This is a genomic window from Vibrio sp. YQ_11 (assembly GCF_043103065.1).
GTDB classification, from domain to species: domain Bacteria; phylum Pseudomonadota; class Gammaproteobacteria; order Enterobacterales; family Vibrionaceae; genus Vibrio; species Vibrio parahaemolyticus.
The window spans coordinates 81,761-102,704 of the sequence record NZ_JBICJM010000053.1; the positions used below are offsets into that span (position 1 = coordinate 81,761).

17 protein-coding genes are annotated in these 20,944 nt (G+C 46.9%); 14 read left to right on the top strand and 3 right to left on the bottom strand.

The window, feature by feature from the left end; all coding sequences use genetic code 11:
* Positions 1–14: 14 nt before the first annotated feature.
* Both hflK and hflC read left to right on the top strand, forming a co-directional pair.
* Positions 15–1,217 (top strand): FtsH protease activity modulator HflK, encoded by a 1,203-nt coding sequence (gene hflK, locus ACF8EG_RS25215; protein WP_005460667.1) that lies wholly within the window; start codon positions 15–17, stop codon positions 1,215–1,217.
* 2 nt (positions 1,218–1,219) lie between these two features.
* Complete coding sequence (gene hflC / locus ACF8EG_RS25220) at positions 1,220–2,200, top strand: protease modulator HflC (protein WP_005460668.1); 981 nt, start codon at positions 1,220–1,222, stop codon at positions 2,198–2,200.
* A gap of 84 nt (positions 2,201–2,284) precedes the next feature.
* On the opposite strand, the gene ACF8EG_RS25225 is transcribed toward hflC, so the two are convergent.
* Positions 2,285–2,470, bottom strand: a complete 186-nt coding sequence (locus tag ACF8EG_RS25225; RefSeq protein WP_005480030.1) for a DUF2065 domain-containing protein — start codon at positions 2,468–2,470, stop codon at positions 2,285–2,287.
* 173 nt (positions 2,471–2,643) lie between these two features.
* Between ACF8EG_RS25225 and ACF8EG_RS25230 the strand changes: the two genes are divergently transcribed.
* Positions 2,644–3,960 (top strand): adenylosuccinate synthase, encoded by a 1,317-nt coding sequence (locus ACF8EG_RS25230; protein WP_005460670.1) that lies wholly within the window; start codon positions 2,644–2,646, stop codon positions 3,958–3,960.
* A gap of 229 nt (positions 3,961–4,189) precedes the next feature.
* Entirely contained in the window at positions 4,190–4,825 is a 636-nt protein-coding gene (locus ACF8EG_RS25235) for a flagellar protein MotX (protein WP_005496512.1), read from the top strand.
* 82 nt (positions 4,826–4,907) lie between these two features.
* Here ACF8EG_RS25235 and hmpA read toward each other — a convergent pair whose 3' ends face one another.
* Positions 4,908–6,092 carry an NO-inducible flavohemoprotein gene (hmpA, locus tag ACF8EG_RS25240; protein ID WP_069504622.1) on the bottom strand — a complete coding sequence of 395 codons (1,185 nt, stop codon included), beginning with the start codon at positions 6,090–6,092 and terminating at the stop codon, positions 4,908–4,910.
* Between the two features lie 158 nt (positions 6,093–6,250).
* On the opposite strand from hmpA, the gene nsrR reads away from it, so the two are divergent.
* From nsrR to trpS, 5 genes are all read left to right on the top strand, one after another.
* On the top strand, positions 6,251–6,676 hold the full coding sequence (gene nsrR / locus ACF8EG_RS25245; RefSeq protein WP_005460673.1) for a nitric oxide-sensing transcriptional repressor NsrR: 426 nt from the start codon (positions 6,251–6,253) through the stop codon (positions 6,674–6,676).
* Positions 6,677–6,791: 115 nt separating this feature from the next.
* Positions 6,792–9,299: a ribonuclease R gene (gene rnr, locus ACF8EG_RS25250; RefSeq protein ID WP_015297413.1), complete on the top strand. Its 2,508-nt coding sequence runs from the start codon at positions 6,792–6,794 to the stop codon at positions 9,297–9,299.
* 62 nt (positions 9,300–9,361) lie between these two features.
* Positions 9,362–10,105 (top strand): 23S rRNA (guanosine(2251)-2'-O)-methyltransferase RlmB, encoded by a 744-nt coding sequence (gene rlmB, locus ACF8EG_RS25255; protein WP_005455666.1) that lies wholly within the window; start codon positions 9,362–9,364, stop codon positions 10,103–10,105.
* A 102-nt stretch (positions 10,106–10,207) separates the two neighbouring features.
* Positions 10,208–10,894: a phosphoglycolate phosphatase gene (locus ACF8EG_RS25260; RefSeq protein WP_005496518.1), complete on the top strand. Its 687-nt coding sequence runs from the start codon at positions 10,208–10,210 to the stop codon at positions 10,892–10,894.
* Positions 10,895–11,009: 115 nt separating this feature from the next.
* Positions 11,010–12,026 carry a tryptophan--tRNA ligase gene (gene trpS, locus ACF8EG_RS25265; protein ID WP_005468382.1) on the top strand — a complete coding sequence of 339 codons (1,017 nt, stop codon included), beginning with the start codon at positions 11,010–11,012 and terminating at the stop codon, positions 12,024–12,026.
* A gap of 64 nt (positions 12,027–12,090) precedes the next feature.
* Here the strand turns inward: trpS and ACF8EG_RS25270 are convergent, their stop codons facing one another.
* Positions 12,091–12,465: a hypothetical protein gene (locus tag ACF8EG_RS25270; protein WP_053317823.1), complete on the bottom strand. Its 375-nt coding sequence runs from the start codon at positions 12,463–12,465 to the stop codon at positions 12,091–12,093.
* Between the two features lie 535 nt (positions 12,466–13,000).
* Here ACF8EG_RS25270 and ACF8EG_RS25275 point away from each other — a divergent pair.
* From ACF8EG_RS25275 to astD, 5 genes are all read left to right on the top strand, one after another.
* The gene (locus ACF8EG_RS25275) at positions 13,001–15,958 is read left to right on the top strand and encodes an ExeM/NucH family extracellular endonuclease (RefSeq protein ID WP_069504620.1); all 2,958 of its coding nucleotides are present in this window, start codon (positions 13,001–13,003) and stop codon (positions 15,956–15,958) included.
* Between the two features lie 177 nt (positions 15,959–16,135).
* Positions 16,136–16,723 carry an aminodeoxychorismate/anthranilate synthase component II gene (locus ACF8EG_RS25280; protein ID WP_069504618.1) on the top strand — a complete coding sequence of 196 codons (588 nt, stop codon included), beginning with the start codon at positions 16,136–16,138 and terminating at the stop codon, positions 16,721–16,723.
* 362 nt (positions 16,724–17,085) lie between these two features.
* On the top strand, positions 17,086–18,297 hold the full coding sequence (locus tag ACF8EG_RS25285) for an aspartate aminotransferase family protein (protein ID WP_206926143.1): 1,212 nt from the start codon (positions 17,086–17,088) through the stop codon (positions 18,295–18,297).
* A gap of 109 nt (positions 18,298–18,406) precedes the next feature.
* Positions 18,407–19,426 (top strand): arginine N-succinyltransferase, encoded by a 1,020-nt coding sequence (gene astA, locus ACF8EG_RS25290; protein ID WP_069504614.1) that lies wholly within the window; start codon positions 18,407–18,409, stop codon positions 19,424–19,426.
* 28 nt (positions 19,427–19,454) lie between these two features.
* Positions 19,455–20,912, top strand: coding sequence for a succinylglutamate-semialdehyde dehydrogenase (gene astD, locus ACF8EG_RS25295; protein ID WP_025442317.1), 1,458 nt, complete (start codon positions 19,455–19,457; stop codon positions 20,910–20,912).
* The last annotated feature ends 32 nt before the right edge of the window (positions 20,913–20,944 follow it).

Genomic DNA, 20,944 nt, shown 5'->3' on the forward strand with positions numbered 1-20,944 from the left:
GATGGAGCTTTCTAATGGCGTGGAATGAGCCTGGAAATAACAACGGCAACAATGGCCGCGATAATGACCCTTGGGGTAATAATAATCGTGGTGGCCAGCGTCCTGGTGGCCGAGATCAAGGTCCGCCAGATTTAGATGAAGTGTTCAACAAACTGAGTCAAAAGCTGGGTGGCAAGTTTGGTAAAAAAGGCGGCGGTGGTTCTTCTATCGGCGGTGGCGGTGGTGCAATTGGCTTTGGTGTCATTGCGATCATTGCAATTGCGGTGTGGATTTTCGCTGGTTTTTACACCATCGGTGAAGCAGAGCGTGGTGTTGTACTGCGTTTAGGTAAATACGATCGTATCGTAGACCCAGGCCTTAACTGGCGTCCTCGTTTTATTGATGAATACGAAGCGGTTAACGTACAAGCGATTCGCTCACTACGTGCATCTGGTCTAATGCTGACGAAAGATGAAAACGTAGTAACGGTTGCAATGGACGTTCAATACCGAGTTGCTGACCCATACAAATACCTATACCGCGTGACCAATGCAGATGATAGCTTGCGTCAAGCAACAGACTCTGCGCTACGTGCGGTAATTGGTGATTCACTAATGGATAGCATTCTAACCAGTGGTCGTCAGCAAATTCGTCAAAGCACTCAAGAAACACTAAACCAAATCATCGATAGCTATGATATGGGTCTGGTGATTGTTGACGTGAACTTCCAGTCTGCACGTCCGCCAGAGCAAGTAAAAGATGCGTTTGATGACGCGATTGCTGCGCGTGAGGATGAAGAGCGTTTCATCCGTGAAGCAGAAGCTTACAAGAACGAAATCTTGCCGAAGGCAACGGGCCGAGCTGAACGTTTGAAGAAAGAAGCTCAAGGTTACAACGAGCGTGTAACTAACGAAGCATTGGGTCAAGTAGCACAGTTTGAAAAACTACTACCTGAATACCAAGCGGCTCCTGGCGTAACACGTGACCGTCTGTACATTGACGCGATGGAAGAGGTTTACACCAACACATCTAAAGTGTTGATTGACTCTGAATCAAGCGGCAACCTTTTGTACCTACCAATCGATAAATTGGCAGGTCAAGAAGGCCAAACAGACACTAAACGTAAATCGAAATCTTCTTCAACCTACGATCACATTCAACTAGAGTCTGAGCGTACACAAGAAGAAACATCGAACACGCAGTCTCGTTCAACAGGTACACGTCAAGGGAGATACTAAGAATGCGTAAGTTAATGATCCCTGTACTGGTAATCGCACTAGCATTGATGCTGATGTCTCTGTTTGTGATTCCTGAAGGTGAGCGCGGTATTGTGGTTCGATTTGGTCGTGTTCTTAAAGACAACAACGACATCACTCGAATTTATGAGCCGGGTCTGCATTTCAAAATGCCACTGTTTGATCGCGTGAAGCAGTTAGATGCTCGTATTCAAACGATGGATGGACGTGCTGACCGTTTCGTAACGTCAGAGAAAAAAGACGTTATCATCGATTCGTACGTGAAATGGCGTATTGAAGACTTCGGCCGTTACTACCTAGCAACAGGCGGTGGTAACTCTCTGACAGCTGAAGCACTTCTTGAGCGTAAAGTCACAGACGTACTTCGTTCTGAAATCGGTGCTCGTGAAATCAAACAAATCGTTTCAGGTCCACGTAATGATGACGTGCTACCAGAAGACGCAAGCAGTGATGAAGTGAACACAGAAGCGGCACGTGAAGCGTTAGAAATTGATGGTGAACGTGACCTAATCATGTCGGACGTACTGCGAGATACTCGTGAAAGTGCAATGAAAGACTTGGGTGTTCGTGTTGTCGATTTCCGTATGAAGAAAATCAACCTTCCTGATGAAATCAGTGAGTCGATTTACCGTCGTATGCGCGCTGAGCGTGAGTCGGTAGCTCGTAAGCACCGTTCTCAAGGTCGTGAGAAAGCAGAAATCATTCGTGCACAAGCGGAACTTGAAGTAGCAACCATTCTTGCAGAGGCGGATAAAACCGCTCGTGTTACACGCGGTGAAGCGGATGCAGAAGCAGCGAAGATCTATGCGAATGCATACAACAAAGATCCTGAGTTCTTCAGCTTCCTACGTTCTCTAAGAGCATACGAAAAATCATTCAGCTCTAAGAACGACATTCTTGTTCTGGATCCGAAGAGTGACTTCTTCCAGTACATGAATAACGCGAAAGGTGCGAAAGCTGAATAAGCGAACCATCTGAAATCTAAAAAGGCTCCGTAAGGAGCCTTTTTTGTATCGGTTGTACCGTTGGTTTTGGTATGCCACCAAACATTAGCTCATCATAAATGCGATGACGGCTCCCGCCACCACAAGGCAGCCACCAATGCGCCGTAGCTGGTTGTCCGGTTGTTCACTCAGCTGTGCCACCATGTTTCGCCAGCCGTTTGGCGCGATCAAAGGGCCTATGCCTTCGACAATTAAAACAAGTCCAATCGCTAGCCAAATAGAGTCAGACATAAAGATTTCCAGTCGAATTTAGAAAAGTAAATATTATCAGTGATGTATTGATTTAGAAATGTACAGCGTTGATGAGATTACATTCTGGTATCAACTCTGTGAACAAAAAATGACTGCAAGAATTGCGATTCGGTGCTAGAATCCATTTTTAACTAGCAATCAGACTTGGAAAGATGGGAAATAACGTAGTCGTTCTAGGCACCCAATGGGGTGACGAAGGTAAAGGTAAAATTGTAGACCTTTTAACTGAAGATGCAAAATACGTGGTGCGCTACCAAGGCGGTCACAACGCAGGTCACACTCTTGTAATTGACGGTGAAAAAACCGTTCTTCACTTAATTCCATCAGGTATCCTTCGCGATAACGTAAAATGTGTTATCGGTAACGGTGTTGTACTATCACCTGAAGCTCTACTTAAAGAAATGAAACCTCTTGAAGAGCGTGGTATTCCAGTACGCGAACGTCTTTTCATTTCTGAAGCATGTCCTCTAATTCTTCCTTACCACGTTGCAATGGACCAAGCTCGCGAAATCGCTCGCGGTAAAAAAGCTATCGGTACAACTGGCCGTGGTATCGGTCCTGCATACGAAGATAAAGTTGCTCGTCGTGGTCTACGCGTTGGCGACCTATTCGATATGGAAGCTTTCGCAGAGAAACTTAAAGAAGTTATGGAATACCACAACTTCCAACTAGTTAATTTCTACAAAGCTGAGCCAGTAAGCTACGAAGCTGTGCTTGAAGAAGCAAAAGGCTACGCAGAGCTACTAACTTCAATGGTTATCGACGTAACTGACGAACTAGACGCAGCACGCAAGCGCGGCGACAAGATCATGTTTGAAGGTGCGCAAGGTACACTACTTGATATCGACCACGGTACTTACCCATACGTAACTTCTTCTAACACGACTGCTGGTGGTGTTGCTGCAGGTTCTGGTTTCGGTCCTCGTCACATCGGTTACATTCTAGGTATTGCGAAAGCATACTGTACTCGTGTTGGTGCTGGTCCATTCCCAACAGAATTGTACGATGGTCTAGAGAAGCAAGACCCAGTAGGTAAGCACCTAGGTACTGTAGGTCACGAGTTCGGCGCAACCACTGGTCGTCTACGTCGTACTGGTTGGTTCGATGCTGTAGCTATGCGTCGTGCAATTCAAATCAACTCTGTATCTGGTTTCTGTCTAACTAAGCTAGACGTACTAGATGGCCTAGAAGAGCTTAAAATCTGTACTGGCTACAAGATGGAAGATGGCTCTGTATTAGAAGTTTCGCCAATGGCTGCTGAAGCATTCGAAAAAGCGACGCCAATCTACGAAACAATGCCAGGTTGGTCTGAGAACACATTTGGTGCTAAGTCACTAGATGCTCTACCACAAGCAGCTCTAAACTACATCAAACGTATCGAAGAGCTAACGGGCGTACCAGTAGACATCATCTCAACTGGTCCAGACCGTAACGAAACTATCATTAAGGTTCACCCATTCGAAGCTTAATAAGTACTCGTTAGAGATTTTAAAAGCCGACCTCAAGGTCGGCTTTTTTGTATCTGAGATAAAAATACCCACAGAGATAAATAATCTGCATATGGCAAGTTATTGCCGTTAAGCTTAAGGAAGAGGCAAAAATTGTCTAAAGCTTAGCTGCTGATTGCCGATAAGTTTATCAAGCAGAGGAGATCCTTGGCTGATCTTTGGTTTCTCAGATACCTTGAAGAGTACGTTTATGAAGTTACGAACAGTGGCTGCTTCACTGTTACTGATGCTGTCTGCCACAACAGTGCGAGCGAGTGCTGCTGATGTTGGCGCGCCAGTCCCCATCTACACCGAAGCAGAACTGATAAAGCTTATTGAGCAGAATAAGCATTTACAACGCGTGCGCGCTGATAACTGCCAGCTGGTGGAAGATATCGTAGCTCGTGCGACTCGAATTAACTTGCCTGCTTACGAGTTCTTATATGGCGACATGTTGGCGTGGGGCGTATGTGTCGAGCAAGATGTCGAGCTGGGGCTCTACTACATGGAAAATGCCGCGCAGCAAGGCTTACCTGCGGCATTAGAGCAGATTGGACGTTACTATTCGCGCGGTACTTTGGTGCAACAAGACAAAGAGCGTGCGATTCCGTATTTGCGTGAAGCGGCTTCTATGGGTAATTTAAACGCGCGTATTCATCTGGCTGAATTGCTGCTACGCGATTACGGTAGTCCGTTGGACTATGAAGATGCTTACCGCTGGTTGTACAACTCGGTGACCGCCGATCAGCGTCAACACAAACGCATTGCCGTGTTAAGGCGTGGGCTAGAACAGCGTATGCCACAAAACATCATTGCACGCGCAAAAAGGCGTGACATGTTCTGGTAGATCTCCAGAAAATTCTCGGTAACTTCATACAACAAAGCCCACACTTCGTGGGCTTTGTTGTTTTCCCGATAGGTGAACGCGCTTAAACCACCTTATGTGGGCCAAAGCATTCGTAATGGAATTGTTCCTCAGGGACGCCAAGTTCTTGTAGCTGTTTCGCGACGTGCTGCATAAAGCCCACCGGACCACAGAAGTACACTTGTACGTTGTCTTGTTTGAGTGCGGCTTCGATTTCATGCAGGTTTACAAAGCCGGTAAAGTGGAAGTCTTCACCTATCTTGTCTTCTGCCGTTGGTTGGTTATACCAAATGAGCGCGTTCATGTTTTCTTTCGCCGTGACTAGCTGGTTTACGTGCTCTTTAAAGGCGTGGTGTTTGCTGTTTTCTGTTGCATGTACCCAAGTCACTGGCGCGTGATGTTCCGTCAAGCTTTCTAGCATTGACAGTGTTGGCGTAAGGCCGACACCTGCAGAAATCAGCACCACTGGTGTATTGGTATCTACATCCATAAAGAAATCACCCGCTGGCGCTGCGAGTTTTACTTTATCGCCGATGTTTAGCTCATCGTGCAGGTAGTTGGATACTTTACCGCCTTGTTTACGTTTTACGGAGATGCGGTAAGTGTTCTCTTGAACCGAAGAAGATAGGCTGTATTGACGTATCTCTTGGTTTTCAAACTTATCGCTGTTGATGTAGATGCCGAGGTACTGCCCAGGCTTGTACTTCGTCACTTTACTGCCATCCGTCGGTTTGAAAACAAAACTGCAAATGTGTTCACTTTCCAATTGTTTACCAACCAACTCAAACTCACGTAGCCCTCGCCAGCCACCTTCTTGCGATGCATTTGCTTGATAGATTTGTTCTTCGCGCTGGATAAATACATTAGCCAATACGCCATAAGCTTCAGCCCACGCGTTTAAAACTTCTTGGCCCGGATTGAATAACTCATCAATCGTAGCGATCAAATGTTTACCTACGATTTGATACTGATCTTTCGTGATCAAAAAGCTGGTGTGTTTATGCGCAATTTTCTCCACTGCGCCAAGTAGAGCAGGCAAGTTTTCAATGTTAGCAGCGTATGCACAGATGGCATTGAATAGCGCTTCACGCTGATCGCCATTACGCTGGTTGCTCATGTTGAAAATGTCTTTTAACTCAGGGTTGTGAGTAAACATGCGGTCATAGAAGTGAGCGGTCAGTTTTGGTCCTGTTTCTGCGATTAGTGGCGCGGTCGCTTTCACGATCTCAATGGTTTGATTGCTGAGCATAAGAACTTCCTATTTTTAAGTTGTATTTGTAATGCATGTTTAAAGTTGTATCTCAAATGTATCTTTCGATCAAGAAAAGATTTACACTTTTGTCGATAGCGTAAGTTGGTTGTTTCGTCACTGACATTGAGCTATTAAGTCGCACTCTGGGAGAGAACATGCAGTTAACGAGCTTTACTGATTACGCGCTGAGAACCTTGATTTATTTAGCATCATTGCCAAAAGATGAGCTGACCAATATCACCGAAGTGACGGATTTGTTTGGTGTGTCTCGTAATCATATGGTCAAAGTAATCAACCGTTTAGGGCAGCTAGGCTACGTGCATACCGTGCGCGGTAAAAACGGTGGTATTCGCTTGATGAAGCCAGCGTCTGAGATCACCGTTGGTGGTGTCGTGCGAGATTTGGAGCCGTTAGATTTGGTCAATTGTGGGGTGGAGTTTTGCCACATTACTCCCGCATGCCGCCTCAAAGATAAGCTTGCCAAAGCAAAAAGTGCCTTCCTCGCCGAGTTGGATGAGTGCACCATTGAATCCTTACTGAGTGATAACTCTGAGCTTTTGATCCTGCTTGCTCGCCCTTAGTTTATTTGCAGTTCCAGAGTCGATCTCGATCATTCTTTTTTCAAAGCAATTCTGTAGGTTATCGAGAGACTCAGATATACTAGCTCTATACCTTCCTTGCTAGATAGGCGTGCCTATGTCAGACAATATTCCAAACGATCCATTCGCAGATCGTGAATCCCAAAATTACGAAAATCCAATTCCAAGCCGAGAGTTCATCCTCGAGTTCCTTGAGCAAGCGGGCGTACCAATGAATCGCAATGACTTGTTCGAAGCTTTAAAGTTAGCGGGCGAAGAGCAATACGAAGGGTTGCGCCGCCGTTTACGTGCCATGGAACGAGATGGTCAACTGGTGTTTACCCGCCGTCAGTGCTACGCATTGCCTGAAAAACTTGAAATGGTGAAAGGTTACGTGATTGGCCACAAAGATGGTCACGGTTGGGTACGTCCAGAAGGCAGCGTCGGCAAGGACGATGATATTTTGCTGCCACATCACCAAATGAAGAACATCATTCATGGTGATTTCGTGCTGGTACAACCAACAGACAACAGCAAGCGTGGTCGTCGTGAAGGTCGTTTAGTTCGCGTACTTGAAGAGCGCAATAGCCAGATTGTTGGCCGCTTCTTCCTTGAGTACGGCTACTCATATGTCGTGCCGGATGATTCGCGCATCAGCCAAGATATTCTGATCCCGAACGAGCATAAAGCTGGCGCTCGTATGGGTAACGTCGTGGTGATTGAAATTACTGATCGTGGTTCTCGCTCGCGTGGCATGATGGGTAAAGTGGTTGAAGTTCTTGGCGAAAATATGGCGCCAGGTATGGAAACACAAATCGCAATTCGCACCCATCAAATCCCTTATGAGTGGCCAGAAGCGGTCGAAAAACAAATCGTAAACTTGGGCGAAGAAGTACCTGAAGAAGCGAAAGTTGGCCGTGTTGACTTGCGTGAATTGCCGCTTGTTACTATTGACGGTGAAGATGCGCGAGACTTCGATGACGCCGTTTTCTGTGAGAAGAAAAAAGATGGAGGTTGGCGTCTTTGGGTCGCAATCGCAGACGTAAGCTACTACGTGCGCCCAGACTCAGCGTTAGACAAAGAAGCCATCAACCGTGGTAACTCTGTGTACTTCCCATCGCAAGTTGTCCCAATGTTGCCTGAAGTGCTGTCAAACGGTTTGTGTTCGCTTAACCCGCAAGTGGATCGCTTGTGTATGGTGTGTGAGATGACCATTTCTGAAAGCGGTAAGCTCTCAAGCTACAAGCACTACGAAGCGGTAATGAATTCCCACGCTCGCCTCACATACAGCAAAGTGAGCGCGATTCTTGAAGGTGATGAAGAACTGCGTGAACGCTACCAGCCACTCGTGTCGCATCTTGAAGAGTTGCACGCGATGTACAAAGTGTTGAAAGAAGCGCGTGATCAACGTGGTGCGATTGAGTTTGAAACTGTCGAAACCAAATTCATTTTTAATGCTGAGCGCAAGATTGAAAGCATTGAGCCAGTGATTCGTAATGATGCGCATAAGATCATCGAAGAATGTATGATCTTAGCTAACATTGCCTCGGCATCGTTGGTAGAAAAAGCCAAAGAGCCTGCACTGTATCGTATTCACGAATCTCCGGGTGAGCTGCGCTTGCAAGGCTTCCGCGATTTCCTAAGTGAGCTAGGTTTAGAGTTGAAAGGTGGTTTAGAGCCTTCTCCAACAGACTACGCCGATCTCGCGCGTCAAATTGCAGGTCGTCAAGACCAAGAGCTGATCCAAACCATGCTGCTGCGCTCCATGAAGCAAGCGGTGTACAACGCGGACAACGCAGGCCACTTCGGTTTGGCGCTTAAGCGTTACGCGCACTTTACGTCACCAATTCGTCGTTACCCTGACTTGTTGCTGCACCGTGCTATCAAGTATTTGATCGCTAAAGAAGAAGGCCGCAACCAAGACCGTTGGACGCCAACGGGTGGTTACCATTACTCATTCGATGACATGGACTTCTACGGCGAACAATGTTCAATGACAGAGCGCCGCGCTGATGATGCAACGCGTGAAGTTGCGGATTGGTTGAAGTGTGAATACATGCAAGATCACGTCGGCGATGAGTTGGAAGGCGTGATTGCTAACGTCACCAGTTTTGGCTTCTTCGTGCGCTTGACCGATCTGCATATCGATGGTTTGGTGCACATTTCAACGCTTGCGAACGACTACTACCAGTTTGATCCTATTGGTCAAAGACTTATCGGTGAAAGCTTCGGTAACATCTATCGTCTGGGTGATGCGGTCAAAGTAAAAGTGCTGGCTGTTAACCTAGATGACAAGCAAATTGACTTTGAATTGGTCGAAACAAGTCGTAAGCTACGCGGCGAAGGTAAGACAGCTAAGAAACGAGCTGCGGAAGCGAAACGCAAAGCCAAAGAGAAAAAACGTGCGGCGACACGTTCTTCATCAAAAGAAGGTGCTACAGCGCGCGCTGTTCCTGCTATTGAGCCAACTAAGCGCCCAGAACAAACGGATTCTGGCCGTAAACGCAAAGGGCCAAAACGTGGGGATGACGACAGCGCAAAGAAGCCAAAGGTGAAGAAAGCCCACAAGAAAAAGCCACACAGTAAGCCAAAGAAAACCAAGCGCACTAAGCAAGACGCGCAGTAGGCTGAAGCGCCAATCTGTTACCGCAGATTGGCGGTGAGCGAAGCACAGAAACAGGTTAAGTAATGAGTAACGAATTTATTTACGGCATTCATGCCGTGAAAGCGGTATTGGAACGCGAACCAGAACGTTTTATTGAAGCGTACGTTCTAAAAGGACGCCAAGACGATCGCCTAATGCCAATCTTGAACGATTTGCAGGTGTGTGGTGTTTCTATCCAACAAATGACGCGTAAAACCTTGGATGACAAAGCACATGGTGCAAACCACCAAGGCATCATCGCGCGCGTAAAACCAGCAAAACAGCTGAACGAAAACGACATCGACGACATCCTAGCGCAGCATGAGACACCGTTGCTATTGGTTTTGGATGGAGTGACTGACCCTCACAACCTTGGTGCCTGTTTACGTAACGCCGATGCTGCTGGTGTTGCTGCGATTATCGTTCCTAAAGATCGATCCGCACCAATGAATGCGACAGTAAGCAAAGTAGCCTGTGGCGCTGCAGAAGTGGTGCCTTTGATTCGTGTAACCAACCTAGCGCGCACAATGCGTACTCTGCAAGAGCAGGGCATCTGGTTCGTGGGTACGGCGGGTGAAGCGACACACGACATTTATCAAGCAAAACTGACTGGTCCTCTGGCAATCGTCATGGGCGCAGAAGGTGATGGCATGCGCCGCCTAACGCGAGAAACTTGCGATGATTTGATTAAAATCCCAATGGCAGGTAGCGTATCGAGTTTGAATGTGTCGGTTGCATCAGGCATCTGTTTATTCGAAGCAGTTCGTCAGCGCTTGGCTGCGAAGTAAGCGAATGAGAACATATGTCACTGAGCCCAAAGGCTTAGTGGCTTGAAGAATCAAACACATAGGATGGGAGACCATCCTTTGTTATTTTTAGCTAGGGAAATTATGACTCAACAAGATATTAAACTGATTGCGTTCGATCTGGATGGCACATTGTTGGACAGCGTACCTGATTTGGCCGTTGCTGCAGACCAAGCGGTACAAGCTTTGGGTTACCCTGCAGTATCGGAAGAGCAAGTACGTGATTACGTAGGTAACGGTGCTGACGTCCTGATTGGTCGCGCGCTAAGCCAAAGCATGACCATCAGTAGCGATCTTAGTGAAGAGCTGCGTGCAAAAGGACGCGAGCTGTTTGATGACTTTTACGCGCAAAGCGGTCATCAGCTGAGCCATCTTTACCCAACAGTAAAAGAGACGCTAGAAGAGCTACATCAGGCAGGCTTTACGATGGCGCTTGTAACGAACAAACCATCGAAGTTTGTTCCAGAAATTCTAGAGCAACATGGCATCGCAAAATACTTTGTGGACGTATTGGGTGGTGATGCATTCCCTGAGAAAAAACCAAATCCAGTCGCACTGAACTGGTTGATGGAAAAACATCAGGTGAAAGCGAGCGAAATGCTGATGGTTGGCGACTCGAAGAATGACATCCTTGCGGCGAAAAACGCAGGTTGTGCTTCGTTTGGTTTAACATACGGTTACAACCATGGTGAGCCTATTTCAGCTTCAAACCCAGATTTTGTCGCAGACAGTTTATCTGAATTATTGGAAGTAGTAGCCGTTTCTGCATAACGGCAACAAAAGAGCTTCCAAAATACTTGTTAATGAGTACACTGAGTAAACCGTGCGCTAAAAGCCGCACGGTTTTTCATTTTAATTAGATTAAGAAGTCAAAGGAATCATTCTAATGAGCAAACCCATTGTATTGAGTGGTGTTCAACCGTCAGGTGAACTAAGTATCGGTAACTACTTGGGTGCTCTACGTCAATGGCAGCAGATGCAAGACGATTATGATTGCCAATACTGTGTTGTAGACCTTCACGCGGTTACGGTTCGCCAAGATCCTAAAGCCCTACATGAAGCGACTCTAGACGCATTGGCGATCTGTCTGGCAGTTGGTGTTGATCCGAAGAAGAGCACGCTATTTGTTCAGTCACACGTACCAGAGCATGCTCAACTTGGTTGGCTTCTTAACTGTTACACTCAAATGGGTGAACTGAGCCGTATGACTCAGTTTAAAGACAAGTCTGCACGTTACGCGAACGACGTAAACGTGGGGCTGTTTGATTACCCAGTGCTAATGGCAGCAGACATCCTGCTTTACGGCGCACACCAAGTGCCAGTAGGTAGCGACCAGAAGCAGCACCTAGAATTAGCGCGTGATATCGCAACGCGTTTCAACAACATTTACTCGCCAGAAAGCCCAATCTTTACGGTACCTGAGCCATATATTCCAACGGTTAACGCGCGCGTAATGAGCCTTCAAGATGCGACGAAGAAAATGTCGAAGTCTGATGATAACCGTAAGAACGTTATCACGCTGCTTGAAGAGCCAAAATCGATCATCAAGAAGATCAACAAAGCGCAAACGGATACCGAAACGCCACCAAGCATTCGCCATGATGTTGAAAACAAAGCGGGCATTGCAAACCTAATGGGTCTTTACTCTGCAGCGACAGGCATGAGCTTTGAAGAGATTGAAGCGAAATACAAAGGCGTTGAAATGTATGGCCCATTCAAGAAAGACGTGGGTGAAGCGGTTGTTGCGATGCTTGAGCCAATTCAAGAAGAATACCGTCGTATTCGCGCAGATCGCGCGTTTATGGATGAAGTGATGAAGCAAGGCGCGGAGAAAGCATCGGCTCGTGCGGCGGAAACACTGAAAAAAGCATACGAAGCTGTCGGTTTTGTGGCTCGCCCGTAATCTCAAGTAATCCAATACCCAAAAAGCTCCACTTCGGTGGAGCTTTTTTTATGTGCTGAGAAAATTACTCGAAGGGCGTGTTGTCCATACAGCGCTCCATATCATAGTACTCAACGCGGCCACGAGCGCCTGAAAACGACGATTTCACCACCATCCCACGATCCACATAATTAGTTAGGAAAACACAGGATATCTCGTAACTTAACTGTTTGATTTTAGATGGCTCCCAGTAATAGTCTGGTCCAGGAAGGCGGGCACGAAAAGAAATGACACCATCGTCACTGACTTCAAACTCTTCCGTTCCCTTGAACTCATTTTTTGCTGATTGGATAGTTTTTTGATTGGCGGTTGGGTAAAGCGGTTCAGAAGATGTTAGCTGACAACCCGTCATAAGCCCAAACGCGGAGAGAGCTAGCCCAATACGTTGAATTGTTTTCATTGATTTTTCCACGATAGATGATGGATGAGATCTTATTGTCTCGCGTTGGTTTTATAACGCTTGTGTATGTTTTTCTCCACAGTGTTGTCGGAATTTATCATTTTTGATTGATAAAAATTTGAAGTGTAAATAGCGAGTGCGGAAATCGGGGGAGTAAATAACAAGCGAGATTCTGAAATAAACTAAATTAGCAATATTCTAAATTAGTAATTAATTATATTTAATGAAGCATGAAAGCGCTCGAAATAATAGTTTGATGTACCAAGAGAGCATTGATGTATTCCATAACATGGAACGGAAAAATAAACTGAGCAATTAGTCTAATTTTGCTTTCCTGCTGCACTACTGAACTGTATTTATTACAAAATATGTTTGAATACGCTGTTTTGGCATATTTTTATAGATTCACATGTGATTTATTTCACGGCTTTTACTGCTCTTTCTTATTTATTTCATAAATAAACCTGATAGTAGACGCAAATGGTAGGCTCTGATCGGAGCTTAGTTTGCATTTAAATAAATATCAGGTACGACAATGGACACGTTAATCAAACCCTCAATACTTGCATTAACCATCGCCAGTGCGCTTAGCGCTAACGCGAATGCAGAAATTATCATTTCCCAGTACGTAGAAGGTGGCTCGTATAATAAAGCGGTCGAGATCGCGAATACCGGTGATGCCGCAGTCACGCTAACAGGTTATGAGCTAGCGAAATCATCTAATGGTGGTGGAACTTGGGGCAGCAAGATCGATTTGAGCCAAGTGACGTTGCAAGCGAAGCAGGTGTTTGTTCTGGCCCATGGCGATGCCAGCGATGCGATTAAAGCGGTGGCTGACCAGACCGATAAAAACGTGGCGAACTTTAATGGTGACGATCCTCTCGCACTATTAAAAGATGGTGAAGTTCACGACATGGTCGGCGTGATGGGTGGTGTAGCATTTGGCAAAGACGCCACTTTGGTACGTAACGGTGACGCACTGACGCCTTCTGCGACTTTCCAATCTTCTCAATGGACAACGTTAGCGAAAGACAACATTGATGGCTTAGGCGAGCTGAATGCAGCTGAGCCACCTGCAGCATTTGTGTGTGAAGTGGATGGCCACGCGCCAACGTTCACATCCATTCAAGACATTCAAGGTGAAGGTGCTTCTTCGCCATTTATCGATGGTTACCCATACATTACGACAGAAGAGCATTTTGTTACTGGTGTCGTGAGCGCTGTTACTAGCGGTTTGACGAAAGGCTTCTACCTGCAAGCTATCGAGAACGATAACAACGATAAGACGTCAGAAGGTCTATTTATTCATACGAACGCCGCAGATACCGAGCTAAAGCCTGGTGACGTAGTTTGTGTGAAAGGTAAGGTTCAGGAGTACTACAGCAATACTCAGCTTTCTTCTGACGCAACCAGCTATGTAAAAACTGGCACGTCAGAAGACATTTCATTGGTGACGCCGCTTGTGATCAAAGAAGGCGAAACTCTGCGTGATGCGTTAGAGCGTCATGAAGGGATGCAAGTGACGCTGAACTCAGCCAGTGATTTGTTTGTTACTCGCAACTTCTCTTACGATTACGATTCAAAACGTAACAACATGATGTTGTCGCACCAAGCTCCACTCTTTAAGCCAACTCAGCTTCACGCAGCAGACAGTGCAGAAGCGGTCGCGTTAGCAAAACAAAATGCAGAGAATCGAGTTTTCCTAGAATCTGATGCTAAAGCACCGAACGGCAAAATTCCTTACTACCCTGAGTTTGGTCAAGATTTGGATCAAGACGGTTCATCTGAACAGCACATTCGCTTAGGTTCGCGCGTTGAAGGTTTACAGGGCGTAGTGAATTACAGCTACAACGAATACCGTCTGATCGCGACGAACGATGTAAACAACACTAACTTTGTGGCAACGGGTGATGGTTTTGATGTAGAGCGTAAAGCGGCGCCAGCTATCGCAGAGTCGGATTTACGCGTTGCAAGCTTTAACGTGCTTAACTACTTCACTTCGGTTGCAGACAGCGGAAACAACAACCCGACAGGCCAAAACCGTGGCGCGACGAATCACGATGAGTTCTTGATCCAACAAGCGAAGATCGTGTCTGCGATGAATAAGATGGATGCTGACATCATTGGTTTGATGGAAGTGGAAAATAACGGCTTCGGTGATGGCAGTGCTGTGCAAAACTTGGTGGATGCATTGAATGCAGAAATCGATGACGCAGACGATCATTACACTTACGTTGAAATCGCAGATAAAGACAAGTACCAAGAAGAGTACTTCGGAAGTGATGCGATCATGGTTGCTATCTTGTACCGCGCGAAAGTGGTCACGCCAAAAGAAGCGGCGAAAGTGATCTTCACGCCAGAGCAGCACATTGCCGAAAACACCATTACCCGTAAAGATGGTGCTGAGAGCAACCCTGCGTACGACAAATACCAACGCCACAGCTTGTTGCAAACCTTCACGGTACAAGAGAGCGGTGAAGATCTTTCTATCGTCGTTAACCACTTCAAATCGAAAGGTTCTGAATGTATTGAAGAGTGGATTGCCGGCGTAGAAGACTCGGAGCCTGCGGATCTGCAAGGTAACTGTAACAACTTCCGTGTTTCTGCTGCGCACGCAGTGGGTGAAGCGTTGAAAGACGTGAAAGGCGATGTGTTGCTGATGGGGGACCTCAATGCGTACGGCATGGAAGATCCACTACTGACACTGACTGACTACTCGAAAGAGAAATACGGACGTGATATCTACACAGCGGGTTACACCACAATCAACGGTGGTGAGTTGCAAGTTGAGCAAACGCAAATCAAACAAGGTTACGGCCTGAACAACCTTAATACCTTGCTGCATGGCACAGACACGTTTTCGTACACCTATTCTGGTGAGCTGGGCAATTTAGACCACGCCTTGGCAAGCAACAGTTTGGCGCAAAAAGTGGTAGCGATTGAAGATTGGCACATTAACTCACTAGAAAGTAACTTGTTTGAGTACGGCAGCAAATACACAGGTGATATGCCGAAATACAAAGACGCGTTCTCGGCATCTGACCACGATCCTGTGATCATCGCGATTGATTTACCTGATACGGATATCGATTTACCGAAAGCGGGTGAAAACTTAGCGGTAGATGTACGTTTGCCACCAAACGCGGTTGCAGGTGACATCGTGACTGTTAGCTTAACCGTCGCGACTCAAGCTACCGCTGTAAGTAGTGACGCGAAAGCTTACTCAGCGAGCAAGACTTTAGATCAAACGGACATTAAAGCGCGCAGCGTGAATGTTGAGTTTGAACAGGCGCCAGAGCAAGGTAACTACCAACTGGAAGAGAAAGTGACAGACTCGACTGGCAACGTCGTTAAGTTTAGCTCTGCTCGTGCAGTCTCTATGACTCAACCTGAAACGGGCACCACAGATTCGAAAGACTCTGATGGTGGTTCGTTTGGGTTTGGTGCACTGCTAGCAATGCTTGGACTTGGTTTGTTCCGCCGCCGCCGTTAAGCCACTCCTTTCCTAAAAACATAGCTGTAAAACTCAAAGGCCAGCCAATGCTGGCCTTTTTATTGCGCAAAGACTTGCCTTTCTAATTGGGTGTTGCAAAATACCGTCCTCAATTGTGGTAAACCAGACAATTGATCCTTAAGCCTTGCCAAAACGGATTGGAGCAGCCGACACGCTATGTTGTTGATCATCGATAACTACGATTCTTTCACTTACAACCTTTACCAATACTTTTGCGAGCTTGGCGCTCAGGTAAAGGTCGTGCGCAATGACGAAATCGACATTCAAGGTATCGAAGCCCTCAATCCAACCCATTTGGTGATTTCCCCTGGGCCTTGTACGCCAAACGAAGCGGGTATTTCCCTGCAAGCCATAGAGCATTTTGCCGGTAAGCTTCCTATTTTGGGGGTGTGCCTTGGCCATCAAGCCATTGCGCAAGTGTTCGGTGGTGAAGTTGTGCGTGCGAGACAAGTCATGCATGGTAAAACATCGCCTATCCGCCACACGGGTCGCAGTGTGTTTAAAAATCTTAATAACCCACTGACGGTGACCCGCTACCACTCTTTGGTGGTCAAAAATGGCACCTTACCAGATGGGTTTGAGCTGACTGCATGGACAGAGCTGCCTGATGGCAGTATGGACGAAATTATGGGCTATCAGCACAAAACCCTGCCGATTGATGCGGTGCAGTTTCACCCTGAATCGATCAAAACCGAACAAGGTCACGAACTGTTAGCCAACTTTTTAGCGCGCAAAACGATCTGATCTCGATCACTTTTCTTAACAAATTGTTCATCTTTTTGACGGTGTAAGTGGAATGCAAAACTATGCGTTTCATGGTTGATGGTCTGCTTATGCACGTCATTTTGACTCGTCTAACCCCTGTATTACATAACTTTTATAAAAATTCACTTCTCTATTTTACTTTCTTGATGCATAAATACTCATAAGTAGTGATTAATGGCAGTTGCTCTGCAATACGAAAAGAATAAATCACTATTGAAATGGTTAATTAAATGTAAATACAATGCCGCAATAGCTTAAATGCAAAACATTATTTGCTGGCAACGATGGCCGGTTAAATTCGCTTATCTGCTACGCATGCGGTATCAAGAAAGGAATGTGCAATGACAACGGAAATTAAAGTAGAGCGCGGTTTATTCGATGAGGTGATGGTACTTTGCTATAACCCGATGGAAATGATCCCTGTAAGAGGCAAAGGCTCACGTATTTGGGATCAGGACGATAACGAGTACATCGACTTTGCTGGTGGTATTGCAGTGAGCTGCTTGGGTCATTGTCATCCAGTAATGGTTGATGCGTTGACTGAGCAAGGCAACAAGCTGTGGCATCTAAGTAACGTGATGACGAACGAGCCGGCACTTCGCCTTGCGAAAAAGCTAACTGAAGTGAGCTTTGCTGAACGCGTATTCTTTGCTAACTCGGGTGCAGAAGCAAACGAAGCGGCACTGAAATTAGCACGCCGTTACGCGGCAGATGTTCATGGCCCTGAAAAATCAGAAATCATCGCGTTTAAACAAGGTTTCCACGGTCGTACATTCTTTACTGTTACGGTTGGCGGTCAAGCAGCTTACTCAGACGGTTTTGGTCCTAAGCCAGGCGATGTTACGCACTTACCATACAACGATATCGAAGCACTTCAAGCACACATGTCGGATCGCACATGTGCGGTTATGATGGAGCCGCTACAAGGCGAAGGCGGCATCGTGCCACCAACTCCGGAATTTGCTCAAGCAGTACGTGAACTGTGTGACAAGCACAACGCGCTACTTATCTTTGATGAAGTTCAAACGGGTAACGGACGTACTGGTCATTTCTATGCTTACCAAGGTCTAGGCATCACGCCAGATATTCTAAGCACAGCGAAATCACTGGGTGGTGGTTTCCCTATCGGTGCAATGCTAACAACAGAAAAACTGGCTGAGCATCTTAAAGTGGGCACTCACGGTTCAACTTATGGCGGTAACCCATTGGCATGTGCAGTGGCAGAAGCGGTCGTTAACGAAGTGACAAAACCAGAAGTGCTTGCTGGTGTTTTAGAGCGCGAAGCGCTGTTCCGCGCAGGTCTAGAAAAGATCAATGCGAAGTACAACCTATTCTCTGAAGTTCGTGGCAAAGGTCTATTGCTAGGCGCTGCGCTGAATGAAGAGTGGCAAGGCCGTGCACGTGATGTGCTGGTTGCTGCAGGTAAACAAGGTCTATTGGTATTGGTTGCGGGTGCCAATGTCGTACGTTTCACACCATCACTCGTTATCACACAACAAGAAATTGAAGAAGGCTTGGCGAAACTGGATAAAGCTATCGCGACTTTAGTTTAAGCGCGATATCAGTTTAAACGTCAACGCAGACACCCCCGTCAAGGATCTCTGATGGGGGAATTGTTCCTACAATATAGTTAGGATCTTCTTGCATCTGGAGGGAGTATTGATGCTAGTAGTTCGCCCTATCGCGATGTCGGATTATGACGCGCTGCACACTTGTGCGGTGGAGTCTGGTCACGGATTTACATCTCTACCGGTTAACGAAGAACTGTTAACCAATCGAATCAAACACTCGGAGTACAGCTTTGGTAAGCCCGACGTGACCGAGCCCGGTGACGAAGGCTACCTAATGGTGGGTTTTGACTCTGAATCGGGTGAGGTTGCGGGTACCACCGGAATCGAAGCATCTATTGGCTGGGACGTACCGTTCTACTCATATCACATCAGTAAAGTGGTTCACTCTTCGCCAAAACTCGGCGTAAATAACGTCGTTAAACTACTGACATTTGGCAACAACTACACGGGGAACAGTGAGATTTGTACGCTGTTTCTACGCGAAAAATATCGCCAGGGCTTAAATGGCCGTCTGATGTCTAAGTGCCGTTTTCTTATGATGGCGGAGCACCCAGAGCGTTTCTCTAAAACCATCTTTGCTGAGATGCGTGGCGTCTCTGATGCGAATGGTAATTCTCCATTCTGGCAATGGTTACAAGAGCATTTCTTCTCTATTGATTTCACACTTGCAGATTATCTTACCGGCATCGGCAAGAAAGGCTTTATCGCTGACTTGATGCCAAAGCTGCCAATTTACATCAACCTATTGAGCCCAGAAGCACAAGCGGTGATTGGTCAAGTGCATGACAACACGCGCCCAGCGCTGAAGCTGCTAGAGCGTGAGGGATTCACCAACCGTGGCTACGTCGACATCTTCGATGGCGGTCCAACGGTTGAATGTGACTTACGCAATATCGAATCGGTACGTCATTCATTCCGTGCTCAAGTCAAAATCTCAGCGCATACCAGCACTCAAGACTTCTTGATGTGTAACTCGTCATTCGAGAACTTCCGTGCCGCTGCAGCAAAAGCCGCTTACGACGCAGAAACGCAAAGCGTTGTGCTGGCGCCTGAATTAGCTGATGCGCTCTTGGTGAAGGAAGGGGATTCCGTTCGCCTTCTACCGCAGTAACAGACGACAGAATTTAAGGATAGTAACAATGACACATTGGATTGCAGGTGAATGGGTACAAGGTCAGGGTGAAGAGTTTGTGTCTCTGTCTCCGTACAACCAAGAAGTAATTTGGCGCGGTAACGGTGCAACGGCGGAACAAGTAGACCAAGCCGTTGCTGCAGCGCGTGCTGCGTTCGTCGAATGGAAAAAACGTCCATTCGCTGAACGCGAAGCAATTGTGTTGGCTTTTGCTGAAAAAGTGAAAGAAAACAGTGAAAAAATTGCCGAAGTGATCGCGAAAGAAACGGGTAAACCAATTTGGGAAACGCGCACAGAAGCGGCTGCAATGGCTGGAAAAATCGCTATTTCTATTCGTGCCTACCATGACCGTACTGGTGAAGCAACTCGCGAAGCTGCGGGCAACCAGATTGTATTGCGACATCGCCCTCTTGGCGTAATGGCGGTGTTTGGGCCATATAACTTCCCTGGTCACTTACCGAATGGCCACATCGTTCCTGCCTTGCTAGCGGGGAACACAGTTGTGTTCAAACCATCTGAGCAAACGCCTTGGACTGGCGAGCTAGCTATGAAATTGTGGGAAGAAGCGGGTTTGCCAAAAGGCGTGATCAACCTTGTTCAAGGTGCGAAGGAAACCGGTATTGCGTTGGCTGATGCGAAAGGTATTGATGGCATTCTGTTTACGGGCAGTGCGAACACGGGTCACATTCTGCATCGTCAGTTTGCAGGTCAACCAGGCAAGATGTTAGCGCTAGAAATGGGCGGCAACAACCCGATGGTCATCTCTGATAACTACGGTGATTTGGATGCAACGGTGTACACCATCATCCAATCGGCATTCATCAGTGCTGGTCAACGTTGTACTTGTGCTCGTCGTTTATACGTGCCGTTTGGTGAGAAAGGGGATGCTCTGATCACTAAGCTGGTGGAAGCGACGAAAAACATTCGCATGGATCAACCATTCGCAGAACCTGCGCCATTTATGGGCCCACAAATCTCTGTGGCTGCGGCGAAGTTCATACTTGATGCGCAAGCAAACCTGCAATCTCTAGGCGGTGAAAGCTTGATTGAAGCGAAAGCAGGAGAGGCGGCGTTTGTTTCTCCAGGCATCATCGATGTGACTAACATTGCCGAGTTGCCAGATGAAGAATACTTCGGACCGCTGCTGCAAGTCGTGCGCTATGAAGGTTTGGATAAAGCCGTAGAGCTGGCGAATGACACGCGCTTTGGCCTGTCGGCTGGTCTTGTATCAACAGACGATCAAGAATGGGAATACTTTGTTGACCACATTCGCGCAGGCATCGTAAACCGCAACCGTCAATTGACGGGCGCAAGTGGTGACGCCCCATTTGGTGGCCCCGGTGCATCAGGCAACCTTCGTCCAAGCGCCTACTACGCGGCGGATTACTGTGCTTACCCTATGGCATCTATGGAAGGGCAGGCGACGGAATTACCTGCGACATTGAGCCCAGGCGTGACGCTTTAAGTTTCAATAACAGGGTCACGACCATGCATCGT

Excerpts from the sequence above, each read along its gene's own strand:
- hflK (WP_005460667.1), top strand. The coding sequence starts at position 15 with ATGGCGTGGAATGAGCCTGGAAATAACAACGGCAACAATGGCCGCGAT.
- hflC (WP_005460668.1), top strand. The coding sequence starts at position 1,220 with ATGCGTAAGTTAATGATCCCTGTACTGGTAATCGCACTAGCATTGATG.
- ACF8EG_RS25225 (WP_005480030.1), bottom strand. The coding sequence starts at position 2,470 with ATGTCTGACTCTATTTGGCTAGCGATTGGACTTGTTTTAATTGTCGAA.
- ACF8EG_RS25230 (WP_005460670.1), top strand. The coding sequence starts at position 2,644 with ATGGGAAATAACGTAGTCGTTCTAGGCACCCAATGGGGTGACGAAGGT.
- ACF8EG_RS25235 (WP_005496512.1), top strand. The coding sequence starts at position 4,190 with ATGAAGTTACGAACAGTGGCTGCTTCACTGTTACTGATGCTGTCTGCC.
- hmpA (WP_069504622.1), bottom strand. The coding sequence starts at position 6,092 with ATGCTCAGCAATCAAACCATTGAGATCGTGAAAGCGACCGCGCCACTA.
- nsrR (WP_005460673.1), top strand. The coding sequence starts at position 6,251 with ATGCAGTTAACGAGCTTTACTGATTACGCGCTGAGAACCTTGATTTAT.
- rnr (WP_015297413.1), top strand. The coding sequence starts at position 6,792 with ATGTCAGACAATATTCCAAACGATCCATTCGCAGATCGTGAATCCCAA.
- rlmB (WP_005455666.1), top strand. The coding sequence starts at position 9,362 with ATGAGTAACGAATTTATTTACGGCATTCATGCCGTGAAAGCGGTATTG.
- ACF8EG_RS25260 (WP_005496518.1), top strand. The coding sequence starts at position 10,208 with ATGACTCAACAAGATATTAAACTGATTGCGTTCGATCTGGATGGCACA.
- trpS (WP_005468382.1), top strand. The coding sequence starts at position 11,010 with ATGAGCAAACCCATTGTATTGAGTGGTGTTCAACCGTCAGGTGAACTA.
- ACF8EG_RS25270 (WP_053317823.1), bottom strand. The coding sequence starts at position 12,465 with ATGAAAACAATTCAACGTATTGGGCTAGCTCTCTCCGCGTTTGGGCTT.
- ACF8EG_RS25275 (WP_069504620.1), top strand. The coding sequence starts at position 13,001 with ATGGACACGTTAATCAAACCCTCAATACTTGCATTAACCATCGCCAGT.
- ACF8EG_RS25280 (WP_069504618.1), top strand. The coding sequence starts at position 16,136 with ATGTTGTTGATCATCGATAACTACGATTCTTTCACTTACAACCTTTAC.
- ACF8EG_RS25285 (WP_206926143.1), top strand. The coding sequence starts at position 17,086 with ATGACAACGGAAATTAAAGTAGAGCGCGGTTTATTCGATGAGGTGATG.
- astA (WP_069504614.1), top strand. The coding sequence starts at position 18,407 with ATGCTAGTAGTTCGCCCTATCGCGATGTCGGATTATGACGCGCTGCAC.
- astD (WP_025442317.1), top strand. The coding sequence starts at position 19,455 with ATGACACATTGGATTGCAGGTGAATGGGTACAAGGTCAGGGTGAAGAG.